This is a genomic window from Halorubrum sp. ARQ200 (assembly GCF_005435115.1).
GTDB lineage: Archaea > Halobacteriota > Halobacteria > Halobacteriales > Haloferacaceae > Halorubrum > Halorubrum tropicale.
This window is the reverse complement of the sequence record NZ_SGTZ01000002.1, coordinates 133,913-154,491: the sequence shown is the minus strand read 5'-3', so window position 1 is coordinate 154,491 and position 20,579 is coordinate 133,913. Positions and strand designations below refer to the sequence as shown.

21 protein-coding genes are annotated in these 20,579 nt (G+C 71.2%); 9 read left to right on the top strand and 12 right to left on the bottom strand.

Annotated features, from left to right (window positions below; translation table 11 throughout):
• Positions 1–13: 13 nt before the first annotated feature.
• Genes EXE50_RS04015 through EXE50_RS04010 form a run of 3 tightly spaced genes read right to left on the bottom strand, consistent with a single transcriptional unit; the run spans position 14 to position 4,130 of the window.
• Entirely contained in the window at positions 14–2,839 is a 2,826-nt protein-coding gene (locus EXE50_RS04015) for a DUF4350 domain-containing protein (protein ID WP_199241370.1), read from the bottom strand.
• Positions 2,836–3,138 carry a hypothetical protein gene (locus tag EXE50_RS17640; protein WP_241982624.1) on the bottom strand — a complete coding sequence of 101 codons (303 nt, stop codon included), beginning with the start codon at positions 3,136–3,138 and terminating at the stop codon, positions 2,836–2,838. Before EXE50_RS17640 ends, EXE50_RS04015 begins: the two co-directional genes overlap by 4 nt.
• Positions 3,138–4,130, bottom strand: coding sequence for a DUF1102 domain-containing protein (locus EXE50_RS04010; protein WP_241982623.1), 993 nt, complete (start codon positions 4,128–4,130; stop codon positions 3,138–3,140). The genes EXE50_RS17640 and EXE50_RS04010 overlap by 1 nt, the downstream gene beginning before the upstream one ends.
• Positions 4,131–4,416: 286 nt before the next feature.
• Here EXE50_RS04010 and EXE50_RS04005 point away from each other — a divergent pair, with 286 nt between their 5' ends.
• Together EXE50_RS04005 and EXE50_RS04000 are read left to right on the top strand one after the other, a co-directional pair.
• Complete coding sequence (locus EXE50_RS04005) at positions 4,417–5,031, top strand: AAA family ATPase (RefSeq protein ID WP_053772704.1); 615 nt, start codon at positions 4,417–4,419, stop codon at positions 5,029–5,031.
• On the top strand, positions 5,028–5,480 hold the full coding sequence (locus tag EXE50_RS04000; RefSeq protein ID WP_053772703.1) for an RNA-binding domain-containing protein: 453 nt from the start codon (positions 5,028–5,030) through the stop codon (positions 5,478–5,480). The genes EXE50_RS04005 and EXE50_RS04000 overlap by 4 nt, the downstream gene beginning before the upstream one ends.
• A gap of 21 nt (positions 5,481–5,501) precedes the next feature.
• On the opposite strand, the gene EXE50_RS03995 is transcribed toward EXE50_RS04000, so the two are convergent.
• The 5 genes from EXE50_RS03995 to EXE50_RS03975 all read right to left on the bottom strand — a co-directional run bounded on the left by EXE50_RS03995 (position 5,502) and on the right by EXE50_RS03975 (position 9,635).
• Positions 5,502–6,107, bottom strand: a complete 606-nt coding sequence (locus tag EXE50_RS03995) for a hypothetical protein (RefSeq protein ID WP_053772702.1) — start codon at positions 6,105–6,107, stop codon at positions 5,502–5,504.
• 110 nt (positions 6,108–6,217) lie between these two features.
• Positions 6,218–6,811, bottom strand: coding sequence for a GNAT family N-acetyltransferase (locus EXE50_RS03990; RefSeq protein WP_053772701.1), 594 nt, complete (start codon positions 6,809–6,811; stop codon positions 6,218–6,220).
• Positions 6,812–6,882: 71 nt separating this feature from the next.
• Positions 6,883–7,815, bottom strand: coding sequence for an alpha/beta hydrolase (locus tag EXE50_RS03985; protein WP_137704420.1), 933 nt, complete (start codon positions 7,813–7,815; stop codon positions 6,883–6,885).
• Between the two features lie 73 nt (positions 7,816–7,888).
• Complete coding sequence (locus EXE50_RS03980) at positions 7,889–8,809, bottom strand: DMT family transporter (RefSeq protein ID WP_053772699.1); 921 nt, start codon at positions 8,807–8,809, stop codon at positions 7,889–7,891.
• A 166-nt stretch (positions 8,810–8,975) separates the two neighbouring features.
• Positions 8,976–9,635, bottom strand: a complete 660-nt coding sequence (locus EXE50_RS03975) for an ArsR family transcriptional regulator (RefSeq protein ID WP_053772698.1) — start codon at positions 9,633–9,635, stop codon at positions 8,976–8,978.
• Positions 9,636–9,784: 149 nt separating this feature from the next.
• On the opposite strand from EXE50_RS03975, the gene gpmI reads away from it, so the two are divergent.
• Both gpmI and EXE50_RS03965 read left to right on the top strand, forming a co-directional pair.
• Positions 9,785–11,308: a 2,3-bisphosphoglycerate-independent phosphoglycerate mutase gene (gpmI, locus tag EXE50_RS03970; RefSeq protein WP_137704419.1), complete on the top strand. Its 1,524-nt coding sequence runs from the start codon at positions 9,785–9,787 to the stop codon at positions 11,306–11,308.
• A gap of 63 nt (positions 11,309–11,371) precedes the next feature.
• Positions 11,372–12,514, top strand: coding sequence for a thiolase family protein (locus EXE50_RS03965; RefSeq protein ID WP_053772696.1), 1,143 nt, complete (start codon positions 11,372–11,374; stop codon positions 12,512–12,514).
• A gap of 288 nt (positions 12,515–12,802) precedes the next feature.
• On the opposite strand, the gene thiL is transcribed toward EXE50_RS03965, so the two are convergent.
• Complete coding sequence (gene thiL, locus EXE50_RS03960) at positions 12,803–13,711, bottom strand: thiamine-phosphate kinase (RefSeq protein ID WP_137704418.1); 909 nt, start codon at positions 13,709–13,711, stop codon at positions 12,803–12,805.
• A gap of 305 nt (positions 13,712–14,016) precedes the next feature.
• On the opposite strand from thiL, the gene EXE50_RS03955 reads away from it, so the two are divergent.
• The 4 genes from EXE50_RS03955 to EXE50_RS03940 are packed head-to-tail and all read left to right on the top strand — an operon-like array spanning position 14,017 to position 16,583.
• A complete protein-coding gene (locus EXE50_RS03955) occupies positions 14,017–14,358 on the top strand; it encodes a hypothetical protein (protein WP_053772694.1) in 342 nt (113 codons plus the stop codon).
• The gene (locus tag EXE50_RS03950) at positions 14,355–14,618 is read left to right on the top strand and encodes a hypothetical protein (protein ID WP_199241371.1); all 264 of its coding nucleotides are present in this window, start codon (positions 14,355–14,357) and stop codon (positions 14,616–14,618) included. Before EXE50_RS03955 ends, EXE50_RS03950 begins: the two co-directional genes overlap by 4 nt.
• Before the next feature lie 4 nt (positions 14,619–14,622).
• The gene (gene aceA / locus EXE50_RS03945) at positions 14,623–15,663 is read left to right on the top strand and encodes an isocitrate lyase (protein ID WP_137704417.1); all 1,041 of its coding nucleotides are present in this window, start codon (positions 14,623–14,625) and stop codon (positions 15,661–15,663) included.
• The gene (locus EXE50_RS03940) at positions 15,663–16,583 is read left to right on the top strand and encodes a CoA ester lyase (RefSeq protein ID WP_053772692.1); all 921 of its coding nucleotides are present in this window, start codon (positions 15,663–15,665) and stop codon (positions 16,581–16,583) included. The genes aceA and EXE50_RS03940 overlap by 1 nt, the downstream gene beginning before the upstream one ends.
• An 18-nt stretch (positions 16,584–16,601) precedes the next feature.
• On the opposite strand, the gene EXE50_RS03935 is transcribed toward EXE50_RS03940, so the two are convergent.
• The 3 genes from EXE50_RS03935 to EXE50_RS03930 all read right to left on the bottom strand — a co-directional run bounded on the left by EXE50_RS03935 (position 16,602) and on the right by EXE50_RS03930 (position 19,242).
• A complete protein-coding gene (locus EXE50_RS03935; protein ID WP_137704416.1) occupies positions 16,602–17,861 on the bottom strand; it encodes a CaiB/BaiF CoA-transferase family protein in 1,260 nt (419 codons plus the stop codon).
• Between the two features lie 111 nt (positions 17,862–17,972).
• Entirely contained in the window at positions 17,973–18,137 is a 165-nt protein-coding gene (locus EXE50_RS17315) for a hypothetical protein (RefSeq protein ID WP_167551924.1), read from the bottom strand.
• A 121-nt stretch (positions 18,138–18,258) separates the two neighbouring features.
• Positions 18,259–19,242: a nucleoside recognition protein gene (locus EXE50_RS03930; protein WP_053772690.1), complete on the bottom strand. Its 984-nt coding sequence runs from the start codon at positions 19,240–19,242 to the stop codon at positions 18,259–18,261.
• 187 nt (positions 19,243–19,429) lie between these two features.
• Here EXE50_RS03930 and EXE50_RS03925 point away from each other — a divergent pair, with 187 nt between their 5' ends.
• Positions 19,430–20,341 carry a hypothetical protein gene (locus EXE50_RS03925; RefSeq protein WP_137704415.1) on the top strand — a complete coding sequence of 304 codons (912 nt, stop codon included), beginning with the start codon at positions 19,430–19,432 and terminating at the stop codon, positions 20,339–20,341.
• The last annotated feature ends 238 nt before the right edge of the window (positions 20,342–20,579 follow it).

Sequence of the window (20,579 nt, the reverse complement as noted above, 5' to 3'; positions counted from 1 at the left end):
GAATCGACCGCGTTCAGTAGCTGTACTTGACGACGGTGTTCTCGTCCGGATCCGTGACGAACACGGTGTCGCCGCCGTTGTTCCAGACGGCGCTTCCGGTCCGGCCCCAGTACAGTTCCGTGTCGGTACCCGTTCCCTCTCCGGAGTACAGGGTTACCTCTTCTCCCGACAAGAGCGTGAACCCGTCCGGGAACGAGTACTCCTTCGTCGTCTCGTCCGAGACGGCGTAGCCGGTGAGGTCGATGGCGTCGTCGCCGACGTTCTCGAAGACGACGTTCTCCTGCGGATCCTCGAGATCGTCGCCTGACGCATCTTCGACGACCTCGACGACCTCCAGCGATCCACCGTCGCCACCGTCCCCTCCGTCGCCGTAGGCGCCGAACAGGTCGAAGTCCGTGTCGAAGTTCGTCGTCGTCGGGTTCGCCGGCCCGCCGAGGTTGTTCTCCCCGTCGGTCACCGCGCCGCCGGTTCGCAGGTCGGACCCGAGGTCGGCGGCGAGCGAGTCGAGGTTGTCGCGCGCGCCGGCCGCGTCGTCCGTGCCGGCGCCGGCGCTCGCGAGGATCACGGCGCCGCCGTCGTCGCGAAAGTCTTCGATGGCGGCGACCTCGTCGCTCCCGAGTTCGTCGTCGGGCGCGGTGACGATCACCGCGCGGGCCTCGGCGAGGTCGCGCCCGAGGTCGTCGTCGAAGTCGTTCTTCCCGTCGAACTCGATCGCGAACCCTTCGAGGTAGCGCTGGAAGTAGGCGGCGTCCTCCGCGGAGAGCGCGTAGTCGGCCGCGAACTGGCCGTGCCCGCCGTCGATGACGACGCTTCCCTCGCGGCCGTCGGCGGCGAGCGAGTCGATCAGGTTCGCGAGGAAGACGTAGTTCCCGTACGGCTCGGTGCCGGGACCGTCCTCGTCGCTCTCGAAGCTCTCGGCGGGGAGCGGCCCGCCCAGCAGCGCGACGTTGTTCGCCTCGTCGACGCCGACGAGGGGGTCGCCCCCCTCGGCGGCGACGGGCACGCGGTCGCCCGCGATGGCGCCGTCCGCGGTCGCGACCGCGGAGGCGAACGGGACGAACAGCTCGTCGACCGGCTCGTCGCCGACGACCGGGGTCGACTCCACGTCGGAGATCTCCCAGATCCCGTCGCCGGCGTCGCGGGCGGCGCGTTCGAGGTCCCAGTAGGCGTCGTGGTCCGCGAACCCTGAGTCGTACACCCGGGCCCAGCCGTCCTCGATCGCCTTCGCGTTGTAGACGCTTCCGTCCGGGAGTTCGAGGAAGCCGAGCAGGCGACCGAAGTTCCCCCGAAGCCCCTCGTTCTCGTCGAACGACAGGGTGACCGTGCTGCCGACTTCGAGCTGGGATTCGGCGTAGCTCGTCGCCTCGTCGGCCTTGTCCCGCAGCGCGGAGCCGTCGTCGATCCCCTCGTACTCCTGAAGACGCTCCTCCGTGCTGCCGGTCTCCGGCGTGTCGATGCCGAGGATCCGCACCGTGTCCTCGATCCCGGAGTCGAACGCCACGTCGGCCGTGTCCCCGTCGGCGACGCTGACGACCTCGACCTCGTACTCCTCGGTCGGGTCGAGTTCGAGTCCGAGCCCCTCGCGGTCGGCGAACAGCTCGGGGTAGTTCCCGGTGTCGAGGTCGCTCGTCACCGGGGCGAACTGGGCGCCGGCGTTGTTCTCGGGGTCGATCACCTGGTTGTCGTTGAATCGGATCTGCGTGTCGATCCCGGTCGCCAGCGCGTTGAGGTTGTCCGTCGCGTCGAAGTTGTTGAAGTCCGACTGGTCCATCAGCACGACGAGCCCGCCTTGGTCGGCGAAGTCGGCGAGCGCGTCGATCTCGCTCCCGCTGAAGGAGTCCGACGGCGACGTGATCACGATCGCCGAGGCGGGCCCGAGCAGGTCGCTCTCGAGGTCGGTCGTCGCCGCCACGTCGTAGCCGTTGTCCTCCGCGTACCCCTCAAAGCTGGAGTGGCTCGCGAGGTCGTAGAACTGCCCGTGCCCCTCGTCCCACAGCACCGTCTCCGAGTCGGCGTACTCGTCGAGGACGTTCAACAGCACCTCCTCGTTCCCGTACTCGCCGAACGTGACGTCGTTCTGCGCGAACGGGAAGCCGAACGCGACCACGGGGAGGTCTTGGTCGACCGCCATCAGCGGTAGCGGCTCGTCGTCCGGGTAGGTCGTGGCGTCGTCGTTGCCGTCCTCGTCGACGGACTGCGCGGTCGGCTCCGCGGCGGCCGCGATCGCCTCGCTCGGCAGGTAGCCGTCGTCCTCGGCGAGGAGGCTCGCGGTCGAGTCGAACACCAACTGGTCGACGAACTGGGTCGGGCCCTCACCCGGCTCCTCGCCCGGGTCCTCGATCGGCCCGTCGCCGACGCCGATGGTGAACGTCACCTCACCGCTCGTCGGGTCGTCGCCGGCGTCGACCTCGACGCCGACCGCGACCGCCTCGCCGACGCCGAGCTCGACCGTCGGTTCGGGGCCCAGCGCCTCGTCGTCGACGGTCAGCGCGAACTCGGCGTCGCCGATCGCCCCGTCGTCGACCGTCGCGAACAGTCCGAGGTCCTCTGTGCCCTGGTTACTGACCTGAAACACCTCGCCAATCTCGTAGACGGTGTTCGAGCCGAATCCGGTGCCGCCCCCTTCGACTTCGTCGAAGATCAGGGCGAGCTCGCCCGCGTCGTCGACGGACGCGAACTCCTCCTCGAGCGGCGTCAGCGACAGCAGCGAACTCGCGTCGTCCGCGAGCGCCACCGTCGCGTCCCGCTCCGCCGTCGCCGTGTCGAACGCGCCCGTCGCGATCGCGCCCCCGCCGGCCGCGGTCGCGCCGAGCCCGACGATGACGCTGCGGCGCTTCATAGTTCCCCCTCCGCGAGAAAGAGATCGGGGAACTCGTCGTCGTTGAAGTTGCTCGTCCGTGGCACGTACGGCGCGAAGCCGTTGTTCTCCTCGTCGGTCACCTGATCGACGTTGAACCTGAACGCCGCACCGAGTTCGTCGAGCACCGCGTTCAACGCGCCGTTCGAGGTTCCCTCGAACGAGGCGGTGCCGTGGAGGAACACCGCGCCGCCGTCGTCCACGAAGTCGGCGAGCGCCGACAGCTCCGTCCCGGAGAACCCGCCGGCGTCCGCCACGTCGCCGTCGGTAGTGGCGATCATCACCGCGTCGGCGTCGCTGAGCGACCCGGCGAAGTCGCTCGCGAGCGCCTGGACGTCGAATCCTCGGCCTTCCGCCAGGGATTCGAGATCGGAGAAGTTGCTCGCGAGCGTCCGGTTCTGCCCGTGCGTCTCGTCGTACAGCACCGTCCCGGTCCCGTCGAGCGTGGTCTGCCACGCGTTCGCGACGAACGTCCGGTTTTCGTCGACGTCGCTGGCGTTCGGACCGAGCCCGACCCGAACCCGACGACGGTCCCGTCGACCGCCGCCAGCGGGATCTCGACGTCGTCGGGATATGAGACGAACTCGTCGTCGCCCTCGGGGTTCTCGTTCTGGGCGGTCGGTTCCGCACGCACGGCGACGACCGAGTCGTCGTCGAGCACGTCGCCGTCCGCGTCGATGAGGCTCGACGTCGAGAAGAACTCCGTCACGTCGATCGTCTCGGGCGGCTCCGGTTGGGGGTCGTCCGGCTCGTCGTTCCCATCCTCGAAGGCCGCCTCGATGGTGATGTCGATGTCGAGGTTCTCGGTGACGTCGACGTCGCCCGTCTCAACGTATGTCCCGACGGACTGCTCCTCGCCGGTCTCCAAGGCCACCGCGTTGTCGGGGTCGTCCAGGACCCCGTCGCGGTCGCCGGTGGGGTAGAGCCGGAACTCGCCGTCGAACGCGTCGGTGTCGCTGGTCGCGGTGATCGAGACCGTCTCGGTCCCCTGATTGGCGATCGCGAACACCTCGTCGAAGAAGAACTGCGAGTTGCGGCCGATCCCGTCGCCCGCGCCCGATACGTCGCCGAACGCGAGCGCGAGTTCGCCGTCGCCGTCCGTCGTCGCGTACGCGCTCTTCGAGACCAGGCCGAGGTACGCGTCCTCGTCGTCCGCGAAGTTCACCGTCGCCGCCCGCTCGGCGCTCGCCGTGTCGAACGCCCCCGTCCCGATGAGTGTTATCCCGCCGATACCGCCGGCTGCCGCTCCCGTGATGAGTGTGCGTCGTCGCATGAATCGTCCGCGGCCGGCGCGCGCCGTCGCGACTCTCCACCGTCCGAACGGACCCGCGAGACGCGAGATTCCCGAGTGCGGAGGGCGAGCGCGAAGGGGAGTACGAAATGTACCGTCACACGTCAGCCACGAACGCACTCTCAGACGCCTAATTTAAATAATCTTATACTATTCGAACGGAACTATCCCCGAGGCTACCGGACGCTCCGGAGCGCTCCGGAGCGCCCTCTTCGGGCGGCGTCGCTCAACAGCAGACCTAAGTCCGCGAGCGGAGTAGCCGCCGGTAATGAACGTCATCGGAACCGTCGGCCTCCCCGGTAGCGGGAAGGGGGAGGCGGCGAACGTGGCCGAGGCGGCCGGCATCCCCGTCGTCGTCATGGGCGACGTGATCCGCGCCGAGTGCCGCCGCCGCGACCTCGACCCGGCGCAGCACCACGGGCGGATCGCGCAGGCGCTCCGCGAGGAGGAGGGCGACGACGCGATCGCCGCGCGGACGCTCCCGCGGATCCGGGAGGCGGCGACCGAGAGTGACCGCGACGAGACGGTCCTGGTCGACGGACTCCGCTCCACCGTCGAACTCGACCGCTTCCGCGAGGCGTTCGGCGACGACTTCACGCTCGTCGCGATCCGAGCGCCGTTTGAGCTCCGCGCCGAGCGGCTGGGCGAGCGCGGTCGCGACGACTCCGACGCCGACCTCTCGGCGTTGCGCGAGCGCGACGCCCGCGAGATCGACCTCGGGCTCGGCGAGACGCTCGAACGCGCCGACGTGGAGATCGACAACACCGACAGCCTCGCGGCGTTCCGCGAGCGCGTCCGCGAGGTGCTGGGCCTCGACGGCGGGGGGTCGGATCGCTCCGACGGCGGCGCCGAGGCGGCCGAGGCCGGAGGTGACGGCGCGTGATCTACAGCGTCGACGTCCGGATCGAGGCGCCGGTCCACGACACCGAGGTGACCGACCGGGTCGCGGACGCGGTCGCGAACGTCTTCCCGGACGCCGAGCCGGCCCACGAGGACGGGCGGCTCGTCGCCGAGACGCACAGCCTCGACGCGTTCTCCGACGTGCTCCACGAGCAGGAGATCCTCGACACGGCCCGCCGCGTCTTCCGGCAGAACCGCACAGACGAGGGGTTCGCCTTCTCGCTGAAGAAGCAGGCGGCGCTCGAGGGCGTCGTCAACTTCGCGGTCGGCGAGCCGGACGAGCTGGGCGAGATCGACGTGGAGGTCCGCGTCCGCGAGCCGGACGTGGAGTCGTTCATCGACTACGTCGCGCCCGAGACCGACGAGGGACAGCCCGTCGACCCCGTCCGCGAGTACGGCGACCGCTTCGACCCTGAGGACGAGGCGTACTGAGCGGTCGGCTCCGGGCCGGGCTCACTCGGCCGTCGCCCCGGCCGCCGCGCCGCCCACCGCGCCGAAGAGGGCCGGGTACACGATCCCCGCGAGCAGCACCGCCGTGACGAGCGTCGGGGCGACGCTCCCGCCGTCGCCGACGGCGTATCGGAACAGGAACGCGCCGATCAGCGCCAGCGGGAGGTAGCCGGCGGTCGCGAGCGCGCCGAACCGCGCGCCGCCGACGGGCGTCGCCGCGCCCGCGGCGCGCGCAATCGCGACGCCCGAGACGAGCAGCAGCAGCGGCGGGACGACGTACAGGTACGTGAACCCGCCGTCGCTCTCGGCGATGAAGTTCACCGACTGCGCGGCGCCGATCAGCGACGGCACCTCCACGTCGACGAAGTGCGCGTTGTAGAACACCCAGCCGACGCCGCGCCAGACGGAGATGGTTTCGCCGCCGAACAGGTCGGCGAAGAAGTTGATCCCGGAGAGTCCTTCCTCGACCCGCCCGCTCTGCGTCACGTACGTGACCAGGTAGCCGAGGACGTAGGCCGCAGCGCCCGCGACCGCTCCGAAGACCGCCCCGCGTGCGAGGCTCTGTTCTCCGCCCGTCGCGCTCGTTCCGCCGGTGGATGCCGAAGACATGCGCCCGGTATCGTTTCGGGCGCGGTAAGTGTTTGTTGGGTCGGGCTGATAGAAGAAAAACGGCGTTTCACGCGTTCTGTGTGTTATTTACGCCGAAATCTCAGGTCGAATCACGCGGTCGCCTCACGCCACTCCGCCTGCGAGATCGTGTACCGGACCTCGTCGTGGACGCTGCCGTCGGCGAAGGTGATGTGGTTGCGTAACAGCCCCTCGCGCCGCCCGCCGAGGCGGTCGACGTACCTCTCGATCGCCCGCTGCGACTGCTCGTTCTCGGGGAGGTGGCCGACAGCGACCACGTCGAGATCGAGGTCGTCGAACGCCACTTCGACGAGCGCGGCGGCGCGCTCGCCCGAGTAGCCGCGGCCCCAGAAGCGCTTGCGAAGCCACGTGCCGAGGTTCGCGGTCCGCTTCTCCCAGTCGACGTCGAAGCCGCCGAAGCCGGCGATCGCTCCGGCGCCGTCTTCGCCCTCGCGCGGGCGGATGACGTAGGTCGCGGCCTCGCCGTCCTCGAACCGTTCGCGGCCGCGTTCGAGGAACTCCAGCGTCTCCCGCTTCGTCTCGTGGGGGTCCCACGTGACGTACTCGGTCACCTCGTCGATGCCGGGGTCCGACGAACAGATCCGGTAGCACTCGTCGAGGTCGACCGCCTCGGGACGCCGCGCCTCCAAGCGAAGCCGGTCGGTTTCGATGGTCTCGGGGAACATACCGACGCCGACGGCGGCGAACGGATAAACTCCACCGGCGGCCTGCGACCGGTTGTCACGGTCGGCCGTCGTCAGGCGTCGAGCGCGTCGGCGAGGTCGGCGCCGACGTCCGCGATCGCGTCGCGGGCCCGGTCGACGTCTCGCATCGTCATGAACCCGTGGACCATCGCCGGGTAGTTCTCGTACCGCGTCGCGACGCCGTCCGCGACCAGCCGCTCCGCGTACGCCCTCCCGCCGTCGCGGAGCGGGTCGAAGCCCGCGGTGACGACGGTCGCGGGCGCGACGCCGGAGAGGTCCCCCGCGTTGATCGGGTCGGCGTACGGGTTCCGGCGGTGAATCTCGCTCCGGTAGTACGCGGCGGAGAACCACTCGATGTCCTCGCGAGAGAGGACGACGCCGGCGTGTTCGCTGACCGACTCCTGTTCCGGGTCGACGCCGATCCCGGGGTACAGGAGGACCTGGCGTTCGATCGCGGGCCCGTCCCGCTCGGCGGCCATGAGCGCCGTCACGGCGGCCAGGTTGCCGCCGGCCGAGTCGCCCGCGACCGCGATGTCGCCGGTGCCGCCGAGGGCCGCGGTCGACTCGGCGGCCCACTCGACGGCCGCGTACGAGTCCTCGACGGCGGCCGGGAACGGGTGCCCGGGCGCGAGCCGGTACTCGACTGACAGCACCGCGCATTCGCTCTCCCGTGTCAGGTGGCGGCAAAGCCAGTCGTGGGTCTCGACGCTCCCCAGCACGAACCCGCCGCCGTGGAAGAAGACGACGGTCGGATAGGGCGGGTCGCCCGCCGGGCGGTAGAGCCGCGCGTCGAGGTCGCCGGCGGGGCCGGGGATAGCCACCGACTCCGTCGCGCCGACGCTCGGCGGATTCAGGTTCTGAAGCCGCGACAGGGGGTCCGTCAGGAGCCGGAGCAGTTTCAGCTTGTAGCCTCCGTGCGGGAGGGGGATCCGCGACTGTCGCGTCGCCGCGCGCTTCGCCTGGGGATCGATCTGGTCGGCGCTCACGACGCGGGAGTCGTCGGGCCGTCGACAAGACGGTTGCGGCGGGGGCGGCGGGATCCCAGGGGCGTCGACCCGCCTACCCGATCACGCCGGCGGCCCGCAGCTCCTCGCGGAGCGCGTCGCGTTTCACCAGCGCGAAGCCGACGCAGATGACGAGGAAGCCGGCGACCGTCGTGGCGGTGATCCCCTCGTCGAGGACGAGCCACCCGACGAGGGCCGCGAACACCGGCGCGACGTAGGAGACGAGGTTGATCTCGATCGGCCCGAGCCGGTCGAGCAGGTGGAAGTAGATGAGGAAGCCGATACCGCTGGCGACGACCGAGAGGTACGCGAGCGCGAGCAGCGACTCCGTCGTCCAGACCGCGTCGGCGACCGACTCGCCGAGCGCGACCGAGACGAGGTGGGTGAGTCCCGCGCCGAGCAGCATCGACCACGCCTCCATCGTCTCGATGGCGATGTCGGCCTCGGAGGCCCGGGAGAGCACCGAGCCGAGCGCGAAGGAGGCGGCCGCGAGCAGGACGAGCAGTTTCGCGACCGTGCCGCCGCTCGTCAGGTTCGCGGGGTCGGGGTTCGCGAGGACGACCGCGCCGACGAGTCCGATCGCGAGGCCGAGCGCCCCGACGGCGGTCAGCCGCTCCGCGGGCAGGACGGCGCGGGCGAAGACGGTGGTCAAAAGCGGCGAGAGGCTGACGATGACGGCCGCGACGGCGCTCGTCACCGCCGGGTCCGTCTCGCCGACGAACAGGAAGGAGTGGTAGGCGGCGATGATGAACACGGCGCCGGAGACCACTTCCAGCCACGCGTCGCGGCCGCGTGGGACGGGGTCGTCGACCGCGTACGCGGCGTACGCGAGCATCACGACGCCCGCCACGTCGTACCGGAACGCCGCGAACAGCACCGGCGGGAAGTACGCTAACCCCGCCTTGATCGCGACGAACGCCGAGCCCCAAACGGCGGCGAGGACGAGGAACAGCGAGAGGTTTCTGAGACGGCTCACGTCGGCCCTCTTCCCGGACCGGGCCAAAAGCTTCCGGAAGCGGTCCGGTTCGCTGGCTCGGACGACCAATGGCTCGGACGACAAATGGCCAGCGCGACGCGATGGCTCGGACGACAAATGGCGAGCACGACGCGGCGGCAGCCGAGGTTCGGGGGACGGCCGACCGTCAGCGCACTCGGTACCCGTCTGCGTCGCGGGCGATGACCCCCACGTCGGAGAGCCGTCGGAGGGCGCTCTCGACCGTCGACTCCCGTGCGCCGACCTCGTCGGCCACCGCCGCGGGGGTGCCGTCGGTCTCGACGACCGCGGCGATGACGGCCGCGAAGAAGCGGCTGTCGGCCTGCCCGCCGAGCCGCTCGTCGATCTCGGCGAGGGCGTCCTCCACGCGTCCCTGGACCCACCGCTGGGCGAGCGAGAGCTCGCGGTCGAGGTCCTGGAGGCGCGCGAACTCCTCCGCGAGCTCCGCGAGGTCGCTGGTCGAGCCGGACCCGTCCGGCGCCTCGATCGAGAGGTGGGGACAGCGCCCGGACATGTCGAGGCTGTTCTTCGCCGGGTACGCGCTCTTCGCGCCGAAGCCGTACGGCGAGACGCTCACCTCCAGGCGGAGGCTGCGCGCGATCCGGAAGTACTTCCGCCGCTGGTCGTCCGTGGTCGACTCGACGACGCCGGCCTCCTCCAGCTTCCGCAGGTGGTCGATCACCGCCTTCGGGCTCACGTCCAAGTACTCCGAGATCTCCGTGACGTAGCAGGGCTTGGTGGCGAGAAGCCGGAGGATGCGCCGGCGGTTCTCGTTACCGAGGAGATCGAGCAGTACCGCGGAGTCCATTAACGTGTGGTTAGCGTCGGGCGGATAAAAGGTTGACTTCCGGTGACGGGCGCGCCGGGCGCGGATCGACCGAGGGAGCGGCCCCGCCGGGAGCGCGGCGAGACGCCGCCCACCGAAGGGTAGTTACCCCGCGGGCGGCACGCGGGAGTATGGAGACGGCACTCGTTATCCTCGACGGCTGGGGGCTCGGCGACCACGACCGCCGCGACGCGGTGAAGGCGGCCGACACGCCGACGTTCGACGCGGCGACGGAGCGCGGGGCGGACGGCCGCCTCGTCGTCCACGGGCGCCGCGTGGGGCTCCCCGAGGGACAGATGGGCAACTCGGAAGTGGGCCACCTCAACATCGGCGCCGGGCGAGTGGTGAAGCAGGCGTACACGCGGATCACGGACGCGCTCGCCGAGGGGTCGCTCTCGGACAACGACGCGATCGCGGACGCGCTCGATCACGCCGACTCGACCGGCGGCCGGGTCCACTTCATGGGACTGGTCTCCGACGGCGGCGTCCACTCCGACGTGGAGCACCTGCTCGCGCTGATCGACGCCGCCGCCGACGCGGGCGTGCCGGCGACGAGCCACGCGTTCACCGACGGGCGCGACACGGCCCCGGAGATCGCCGACGGGTTCCTCGCCGACGTGACCGCGAAGGCGGACGAGCGCGGGACCGGCCACGTCGCGACCGTGACGGGGCGGTACCACGCGATGGACCGCGACGAGAACTGGGAGCGCACGAGGAAGGCGTACGACGCCATCGTCTCCCGCGCGGCGCCCCACGAGGCCGAGAGCGCCGTCGCGGCCGCGAAGGAGGCCCACGCCCGCGGCGAGACGGACGAGTTCGTCGAGCCGACGCTGGTCGCCGGCGAGCCCGCCCTCGAAGACGGGGACGCAGTGATCTTCTTCAATTTCCGCGCGGACCGCGCGCGGCAGCTGGTCCGGATGCTCACCGGCACCCGGCCGGCGTGGGAGTTCGACCTCGATCAGCCCGACGTCCGCATGACGACGATGACCGAGTACGACGAGACGTTCGAGTTCCCGGTCGCGTTCCCGCCGCAGATCCCAGAGAACACCATCGGCGAGGTCGTCGCCGACGCGGGCGGCACCCAGCTGCGCATCGCGGAGTCGGAGAAGTATCCCCACGTCACCTACTTCCTCAACGGCGGCCGCGAGGTGGAGTTCCCCGGCGAGATCCGCACCATCGTCGAGAGCCCGGACGTGCCCACCTACGACCGTCAGCCCGAGATGTCCGCCCCCGAGGTGACCGACGAGGCCGTCGAGACCATCGCCTCGGAGGACCCCGACCTGCTCGTCCTCAACTACGCGAACCCGGACATGGTGGGCCACACCGGCGACTTCGACGCGGCGGTCGAGGCCGTCGAGGCCGTCGACGAACAGCTCGACCGGCTGCTCGACGCCGTCGACGACGCCGGCGCGCACGCGGTCGTCACCGCCGACCACGGCAACGCCGACGACATGGGCACGGCCGACGACCCGCACACCGCGCACACGTACAACCCGGTCCCGTTCGTCTACCTGACGCCCGACGGCGACGACGGGGGACGCAGAGTCCGCGAGGACGGCTCGCTCTGCGACATCGCGCCGACGCTCCTCGACCTGATGGACCGCGACCAACCCGCGGAGATGACCGGCGAGAGCCTGCTCGCGAATAAACGATAAACTTCGGAGCGATTCCCGCCCGTTCCACGGCGTTTTAATACGGCGTCTGTCCTGCTATCTTTCATGACAGACGAGACCACGCCGGTGATCGCGGCCGCCTACCGAACGCCGCAGGGGAAAGACGGCGGCGTCTACGAGGACGTCCGCAGCGAGGACCTCTCGACGACGCTGATCGACCACGCGCTCGACGAGACCGGGCTGACCAGCGACCACGTCGACGACCTGATGTGGGGCGTCGCGCAGCAGCGGACCGAGCAGGACAACAACGTCGCGCGCGTCATCGCCCTCCTCTCGGAGCTGGGCGAGTCGGTGCCCGCCACCACGATCAACCGCTGGTGCGCCTCCTCGATGCAGGCGGTCATCTCGGCGTCGGACGCGATCGCCGCGGGCAACCGCGACTGCATCATCGCCGGCGGCGTCGAGAACATGAGCCGCGTCCCGATGGACGGCGATTCCTACCAGCACCTCCACCCCGAGCTCTCGGAGCGGTACAACCTCTTCCAGCTCCAGATGGGGATGACCGCCGAGAAGGTCGCCGAGGAGTACGACGTGAGCCGCGAGGCGCAAGACGAGTACGCGGCCCGCAGCCACCAGCGCGCCGCCGAGGCGACCGAGTCCGGCCGCTTCGACGACGAGATCGTCCCCGTCGAGACCGAGGACGGGCTCGTCGAGGAGGACGAGGGGATCCGCCCGGACACCACCGCCGAGAAGCTCGCCGACCTGCCGCCCGCGTTCACCGGCGACGGCAGCGTCACCGCCGGGAACTCCTCGCAGATCTCCGACGGCGCGTCGCTCACGGTCGTCACGAGCAGGGCCTTCGCCGAGGAGCACGGGCTCGACGTGCTCGCCGAGGTCGGCACCAACGCGGTCGCCGGCGTCGACCCTACGGTGATGGGGATCGGCCCGGTCCCCGCCACCCGCGGCCTGCTCGAACGCGCCGGCACGGACATCGACGACTACGACCTGGTCGAACTCAACGAGGCGTTCGCCTCGCAGTGCGAGTACTCGCGGCGCGAGCTCGGCGTCGACAAGGACAAGTACAACGTCAACGGCGGCGCCATCGCCATCGGCCACCCGCTCGGCGCCTCGGGCGCGCGCCTCCCCGTCACGCTGCTCCACGAGATGCAGAAGCGCGACGCCGAGCGCGGCCTCGCGACGCTCTGCGTCGGCTTCGGGCAGGGCGCCGCGATCGAGTTCATCCGGTAGACGACCCGCGAGACGGATTTTCCGCCGCGGCGCGCCTGCGAGCGGCCGCCCCCGGCGGCCGCGAGCCAGCCCGCGAGGGTGTCGCGAGCGGTGCGAGCGAAGCGAGCACCTCGATTGCGAGCGGTGGAACCGCGAGCAGCGAGCGACGAGGCTGGGGAGGCGTGAGGTGTGGTCGCGGTGCGGTGCGCGGCGGGAATCGAAGGCGCGGCACGCGGACGGAGCTTCGAAGACGTTCGCCGTCAGTCGGCAGCCGGTTTCTTATAGGAAAGCAGCCGGCACCTCGGTGTCTTACTCCTCGGCGTGCGTGAAGCCGCGGTCGGGTAGCGGATCGCCGTCGACCGTGACCCGCGGCGCCTCCTCGGGCTCTTCGACCACACGTCCGATCCGCGTCAGGCCGGCCGGACACGCCTCCGCGGCCATCTCGAAATCCTCGTCCGGCACCGCACACAGCAGTTCGAAGTCCTCGCCGAAGTGCGCGGCGAGTTCGAACCGCTCCGCCGACCCCCCGGCCACCTCTTCGACGGCGGGATGGACCGGCACCGCGTCCCGCTCGATCTCGATCCCGACCTCGCTCGCCTCCGCGAGCTGGTGACACGAGCGGGCCAGCCCGTCCGAGGAGTCCATCATCGCGGTCGCGGTGCCCGCGAGCGCGAGCCCGTCAGCGACCCGCGGCGTGAACCGGAACAGCTCGTTCGCGCGCTCGACCGCCGCGTCGTCCCCCTCTTCGAACAGGCGCAGCGCGGCCGCGGACCGTCCCCACTCGCCGGTGACGCAGAGCGCGTCGCCCGGCAGCGCCCCCGACCTGGTGACGGGGCCGGCCTCGGTCACGTCGCCGACCGCGGTGGTCGCCGTCGTGAACTCGGTGTGCTCGTCGAGGTCGCCGCCGACGTACTCGGCGTCGACCGCCTCGCAGACGTCGACCGCGCCGGCGACGAACGAATTGAGCTCGTCCCGGTCGAACGCCTCGTCGGCGTAGACGGCGACAGCCGCGCGCGCGGCCGCGCCGGTCGCGGCCACGTCCGACAGCGACGCGCCGACGGCGCGCCAGCCGGCGGTGTACCGCGTCGTCCCGGGCGGGAAGTCGGTCCGCTCGTGGAGCATGTCCGTCGTGATGACCGTTCCGTCGACGACGGCGGCGTCGTCGCCCGCGTGCGGGAGGTCGGCCGCGAGGGCCCGGAGGGCGTCGCGTTCGTTCACTACCGACGCTCGGCGCGGCGAGGGCAATAAGCGATCGGTCCGGGCGGCGGGACCGCCGACCGCCGCTCGGCACCGACGCCGGGGGGGCGTGCGGTCGGGCCGTTCGCCGCGTCTGTGGTCCGTGTTGTCATGGAACATTTAATCGGGTAAAACAACATAACGAATATTATCATTACTAATCATTATGTTTATTATGCCCTGTCGAGTCGTTCCAGTCGCAATGGCAGTATCCGTACGCGGACACGCAGCGACCCGACGCACCGAGTCGATCACCAGACGACCGCCCCAACCGCCCACACGACCCGATGACGACGCCTAACGACACGCCCGACGACACGACCCGACGCACCGACAGCACGACCGACGCGGACTCGACGACCCGTACCGACCGCCGGACGGAGTCGAGTACGACGACACCTTCTCCCCGGACGATCCCCGGTCGCACCCCGCTCACCGAGGAGGCCGGCGCGCCGCTGGTCCCGACGATCACGACCCGACGAGCCACCGAGACGCGGTCTCCCGGCTCGCCCCCGGCGACCGAGGCCCGCCGGCCGACCCGCCCGCCGACCGACGACGAGCGCGACGCGCCGCTCGTTCCCGACCTGCGTCCCGCCTCGCGGACGCGGACGGACGGGGGGTCGCGATGACGGCGAACGCCGCGCGTCGCTCCCGCGACCCCTCGACCGGATCGCCCGCCGAGGGCTCGTTCCGCCGCGCCGTCCCGATGACCGGGACCGGCGACGGCCCCCGACCCGATCCCACGACGTTCGCGCCGAGCGCTCGCCGCGACGGCGAGGGCCGCGGCGACCGACGCGCCGCCGCCGACCGACGCCCGACCGACGGCCGCCGCGCCGGCGAGCGACGGGCGACGACGAACCGCACCGCAGCCGACGACTCCACGCAGTAACCCGATGAATCCCAACGAACTCGACGACGACGTCTTCACCAGAGATATCGACAACCCGGCCGGCCGCCGACTCCGCGAGCTGTTCGACGAGCAGGAGTACACGTTCGCGCCCGGGATCTACCACGCCCTCGACGCCCGCCTCGCGGAGATGGCCGGGCTCGACGCGGCCTACATGAGCGGCTACTCGACCGTCCTCGGCCAGTTCGGCTTCCCCGACCTGGAGATGGTCACGATGAGCGAGATGGTCGAGAACGCAAAGCGCATGGTCGAGGCGACGAACCTCCCCGTCATCGCCGACTGCGACACCGGCTACGGCGGCGTCCACAACGTCCGCCGCGCGGTCCGCGAGTACGAGAAGGCCGGCGTCGCCGCCGTCCACATCGAGGACCAGACCTCGCCGAAGCGCTGCGGCCACATCGCCGGCAAGCAGATCGTCTCCCGCGAGCAGGCCCGTTCGCGCTTCGAGGCCGCGGTCGACGCCAAGCAGAGCGAGGACACCGTCATCATCGCCCGCACCGACGCGTACGGCTCCGCCAACGGCGACTGGGAGGAGCACCTCGAACGCGGCCGGATCTACGCCGACGCCGGCGTCGACCTCATCTGGCCCGAGATGCCCGACCCGTCCCGCGAGGACGCGGTCGAGTACGCCGAGACGATCCACGAGACCCACCCGGACCTCGATCTCGCCTTCAACTACTCCTCGTCGTTCGAGTGGGGCGCCCAGGAGGATCCGCTCACCTTCGAGGAGCTGGGCGACCTGGGCTACCAGTACATCTTCATCACGCTGTACGGACTCCACTCCGGTGCGCACGCCGCATACGAGGACTTCGCGAACATCGCCGAGAACGACGAGGCGGCGCAGTTCGACCTCGAAGAGCGGTATATCGGCCACGAGACGGAGAGCCACCACGAGCTCTCCTTCGTCCCGCGGTACCAGGAGGTCGAGGCCGAGTTCGACCCCGAGGCCCGGCGGCGCCAGGAGGAGTCGGCCGGCTTCACCGAAGAGGAGAGCGACCCGATCACGGCCTCGGAGGGCGACGACTGATGGGCGGACCGGACGACGTGACGCTCCGGCGGAGCCAGCTCGCCACCCCCGGCTCCGACCCGAAGATGATCGAGCGGGCGCCCGACTCCGGCGCCGACGAGGCGTTCCTCGACCTGGAGGACTCCGTCGCGCCCGCGGCGAAGGTCGACGCCCGCGAGAACGTCATCGAGGGCCTGATCGAGTACGACTGGTCCGACACCCGGCCCTGTTACCGGATGAACGGCGTCGACACCCGCTGGTTCTACGACGACGTGATCGAGGTCGTCGGCCGGGCCGGCGAGTACCTCGACACGATCATGGTGCCGATGGCGAACAACCCGGAGACGGTCGCCACCGTCGACAACCTCCTGACGCAGGTCGAGGCGAACAACGACCTCCCCGTCGGCGAGATCGGGCTCCAGGCGCAGATCGAGTCCCCGGAGGCGATGACGAAGGTCGCGGACATCGCCCGCGCCAGCGACCGCCTGGAGTCGCTCGTGTTCGGTCCCGGCGACTACACCGCCAACGTCGGCGCCGCCGGCCTCACGATCGGCTCCGGCGGCGGCTACCCCGGCCACTACTGGCACTACCAGCTCGCGCGCATCGCCCACGCGGCGAAGGCGCAGGGGCTCCAGGTGATCGACGGGCCGTACGCCGAGATCGAGGACGCGGAGGGGTTCCGCGACTCCTGCCGCTGGGCGAGCCAGCTGGGCTGTGACGGCAAGTGGGCGATCCACCCGAGCCAGATCGAGCCCGCGAACGAGACGTTCGCGCCCTCTCCCGAGGAAGCCGAGAAAGCGCGCCGGATCGTCGACGCCTACGCCGAGGCGAAGGAACAGGGGAAAGGCGCCGTCTCGGTCGACGGCGAGATGGTCGACGAGGCGACCGACAAGATGGCCCGCGGTATCGTCGCGCGCGCCGAGCAGGCCGGGATCCTCTGAGCCCCCGGCGCGCGCCGCTCACTCCTCGTCCGCGATCGCGCCGAGATCTCGGAGCTCGTCGATGTCGCCCTCGCCGTAGCCGTACTCGCGCAGCACCGACTCCGTGTGTTCTCCGAGCGCCGGCGGGTGGCGGCGGACCGTCGTCGGCGTCCGCGAGAAGTGCATCGGCGACCCGGGGAACCGCACCAAGCCCGCGGTCGGGTGCTCCGCCTCGGCGAGCATCCCGCGCGCCTCGATCTGCGGGTCGTCGAACACCTCGCCCACGTCGCGGACGCGGCTCGCGGGCACGTCGTGCGCTTCCAGCCGCTCGACCGCTTCGTCGGTCGTCATCGCCGCGAACGTCTCCTCTAACTCGCGTTCCAGCTCGTCGCGGTTCCGGACGCGCCCCTCGTTCTCCTCGTAGCGCTCGTCGGCGAGCAGGTCGGGGCGGTCGATCGCCTCGCACAGCGGCGGCCAGAACCGGTCCGACGAGCAGGCGACGACGACGTAGCCGTCCGCCGTCTCGTACGCCCGGTAGGGGACGATGTTCGGGTGCTTGCTCCCCATGCGTCCCGGCGGATCGCCGCTGGCGAAGTAGTTCGTCGCCATGTAGCTGGTCCAGGCGGCCTGCCCGTCGAGCAGGCTCACGTCGATCTTCTGTCCGCGGCCGTCGCCGAGCTCGCGTTCGAGCAGCGCAGCGAGGATCGCCTGCGTCGCGTACATCCCGGCGCCCACGTCGGCGAGCGCGACCCCGATCCGGACCGGCGGGCCGCCCTCGACGCCAGTGAACGACATGAACCCGCCCCGCGCCTGCATCATGATGTCGTAGGCGGGCTTGTCGCGGTCCGGCCCCCACTCGCCGTACCCGGAGATGCCGCAGTAGACGAGCCCCGGGTTCTCCTCGACGAGGTCGCCGTAGTCGAGGCCCCACTCGGCGGTCTTGCCGACGCGGAAGTTCTCGACGAGCACGTCGGCCTCGCGCGCGAGGTCGCGGACGACCGCCCGGCCCGCCTCGGTCGTCAGGTCCAGCTGGATCGACCGCTTGTTTCGGTTGACGCTGACGTAGTAGGCGCTCTCCGCGCCCTCGTCGCTCTCGCCGTCCCCCTCGCTGAACGCCGGGGGGACCCACGTCCGGGTCTGGTCGCCCGGGCCCGGCCGCTCGACCTTGATGACCTCCGCGCCGAGGTCGCCGAGCTGCATCGTACAGAACGGGCCGACGAGGACGCGCGAGAGGTCCAACACGGTGAGCCCGTCGAGCGGCCCCGCGTCGCCCTCGGGCTCTCGCGCCTCACCGACCACGCGGTCTCGCCTCCGTCGACCGCCGCCGTGTCCGGTTCATGCGATCCGGCACAGCCGCCGGGGTACTGAGTGTTGCGGCGTCGCCGCGGCCGACGGAAAACGAGCGTCGCCTCAGGCCGCGAGCGTGTCGATACCGTCGATCTCGACGTAGCCGTAGCCGCAGTCGGGACACCGCCACTTCGTCTTCTCGCCGAGGTGGAGCGTCATCGCCGCGGTCCGGTAGAACGAGCGAGTCTCGCCGCACGCGGGACAGTCCACGTCCTTTTCGAGCGCCATGTGCGCCGATCGATCCGGGCCGGTGTTGAACCTACTGATCCGACCGCCGCCGTCGCGCGCGGTCGGTCGCCGCGGTCCGCACCTCGTCGAGTCCGCCCGCGACGACGCTCTCACCGCGCCCTCACCACACCGGCGCGAGCAGCAGCGCGACCGTCGCCGAGATGAAGACGAGCTTGAGGGCGGTGTTGACGACGATCACCTTCGTGCCGAACGAGGGGCCCCAGATCCCGTACTGGAAGGGGATCGAGCGCCGGAAGGTCGAGACGGCGAACGAGAGGATGCTCCCGATGAGCAGCGACGCGACCGCGGTGCGGGTGGTGAAGACGCCGGCCTCGGTCCCGGCGAGCGTCGCCGCGCCCGCGGTCGTGTCGAGCGTGAACACCGCGATGACCGGGACCGCGGCGCCCGGCAGCCCCAGCACGCCCGTGATCGGCTCGGCGACGCTCGTCAGCGCCCGTACGTCGTAGGTGGTGACGATCCAGATGACGAGCGTGTAGACGACCGCGAGCCGCGGGACGATCCGGCGGAGCGTCCCCCACGACTTCTCGGCGGCGTCGCGGACGCGCTCGCGGCCGTCCCGGTCGTCCGCCTCGGGGCCGGTCGCGTCGACCTCGCCGAGCGCGGACCGGTCGACGTTCGACTCCGAGAGGAGGAGCCCGCCCGCGACGACGCCCGTGACCGAGATCAGCAGCGCGATGCCGGCGCGCGCGCCGACGTAGACGGCCCCCGTGGTGACGCCCAGGATCGGGATCAACACCGGCACGTAGTAGGTGAACACGTGCTGGACGAACCCGAAGAACGTGTTCATCACCACGGCGACGAGCGTCGCCCGGTCGTCGAGCAGGCCCGCCTCGCGGTACTCCGCGAGCGTCGCGTAGCCCGCGGTCGTCGACGCGGCGGTCGTGAGGATCGCCGTGCCGACCTCGTCCGGGAGGTTCGCGGGCCGGGTGAGCCACCCCGCGACCCCGGCGACGTACCGGACCAGCCCGAACGCGACGGCGACGTTGGCGGCGAAGACGCCGCCCGCGATGAACGCCGTGATCCGCGCCAGCCGTGGGACCACCTCCGCGAGCAGGACCGAGAGGTCGGCGGCGACTGACTGCACGGACCGACGTACGCGAGGGGCGCTCAAATGGGCGTCGGAACGCGCGCTCGTTCCCGCCGCGTCGGAACGGCGACCCGGCGTCGACGCGGGGAGCGAGAGCGGCGGCGCGCGGAGCAAGAGCGGCGGCGCGCGGAGCAAGAGCAGCGGCGCGCGGGGCTTATGTCCCGCCGCGGAGAACGGGGGGCCGATGGCTCCCGCCGAGGACGACATCTCGATCGACGAAAAGCGCGTGTACGCGGGCAGCGCCGGCCGCACCGACGCCTACGTCGCGACGGGGTCCGGGATCGTCCGCGTCTCGCTGTCGGCCGACAAGGTCGGCGCGTTCGACATGGTCGCGCGCGACCCGGCCCGCGACGTGGCCGTCCTCGCGCGCGGCGACGGCGCCGCCGACCTCGTCGCCGCGGCGACGCCCGACGGGCTCTCGGTCGCGGCGGTCGACGACGATCCGGAGTTCGAATCGGTCGACGACGACGCGGCGGTCGCGGTCGGCGCGGCGAGCGGGCGCGGCGACGCGACGGGAGCGCGCGACGGCGCGCTCCTCGTCGCCCGCGAGAGCGGCGCGGTCGAGCGCGTCGCGTTCGAGGCGGGCGGGACGGCGGTCGCCGCGACGGCGCGGCTCGGAACCGTCTCGGCGCCGCGCGCCGTCGACGGGGCGCTCGTCGCGGGCGCGGAGGGGGTGTTCCGCGTCGCCGACGGCGGGCTCACCGACGTCGGACTCGACGACGCCCGCGACGTGGCCGGCGCCGGGATGCCGCTCGCCGCGACCGGCGCGGGACTGTACTGGCTCGGCAACGGCTGGATGACGGTGCGGGAGGGGTCTGCGGACGCGGTCGCGGCCGACGGCGACGGCCACGCCACGGCGGTCGTCGACGGCGACCTGCTGGTTCACGCCGACGCGGGCGGCGAGTGGGGCGACGAGGCGTGGGAGACCGCCGAGCTCCCGGTGGACGAGGCGGTCGTCGCGCTCGGCTACGGCCCCGGCCTCTCGGTCGCGGTCACGGCGGCGGGCACGCTCTGCGTCGACGCCGGCGACGGCTGGCGGCACCAGGTGGTCGGCGTTCGGGACGTGGAAGGCGTGGCGCTCGCGGTCGTGGAATAAGACGAGCGATATGCGGAACCGTTCGGTTGCTCCTCCGCTGCCGCTGGCGCGATGAAGACCGCCGAAGCCCCGGTCGCGAGGCGGGCGCACGCTCGGTGCGCTCCTCGCTTGCTCACTCCGTTCGCTCGCTGCGGTGCTTCCGTCGCCTGCGCCCGCCTCGCGACCGCCCCTTCGAGTCCCGCCCACACAGCCCCGCACCTCACCCCTCCCCAGCCTCGTCGGCGGTTCTCCGCTTCGC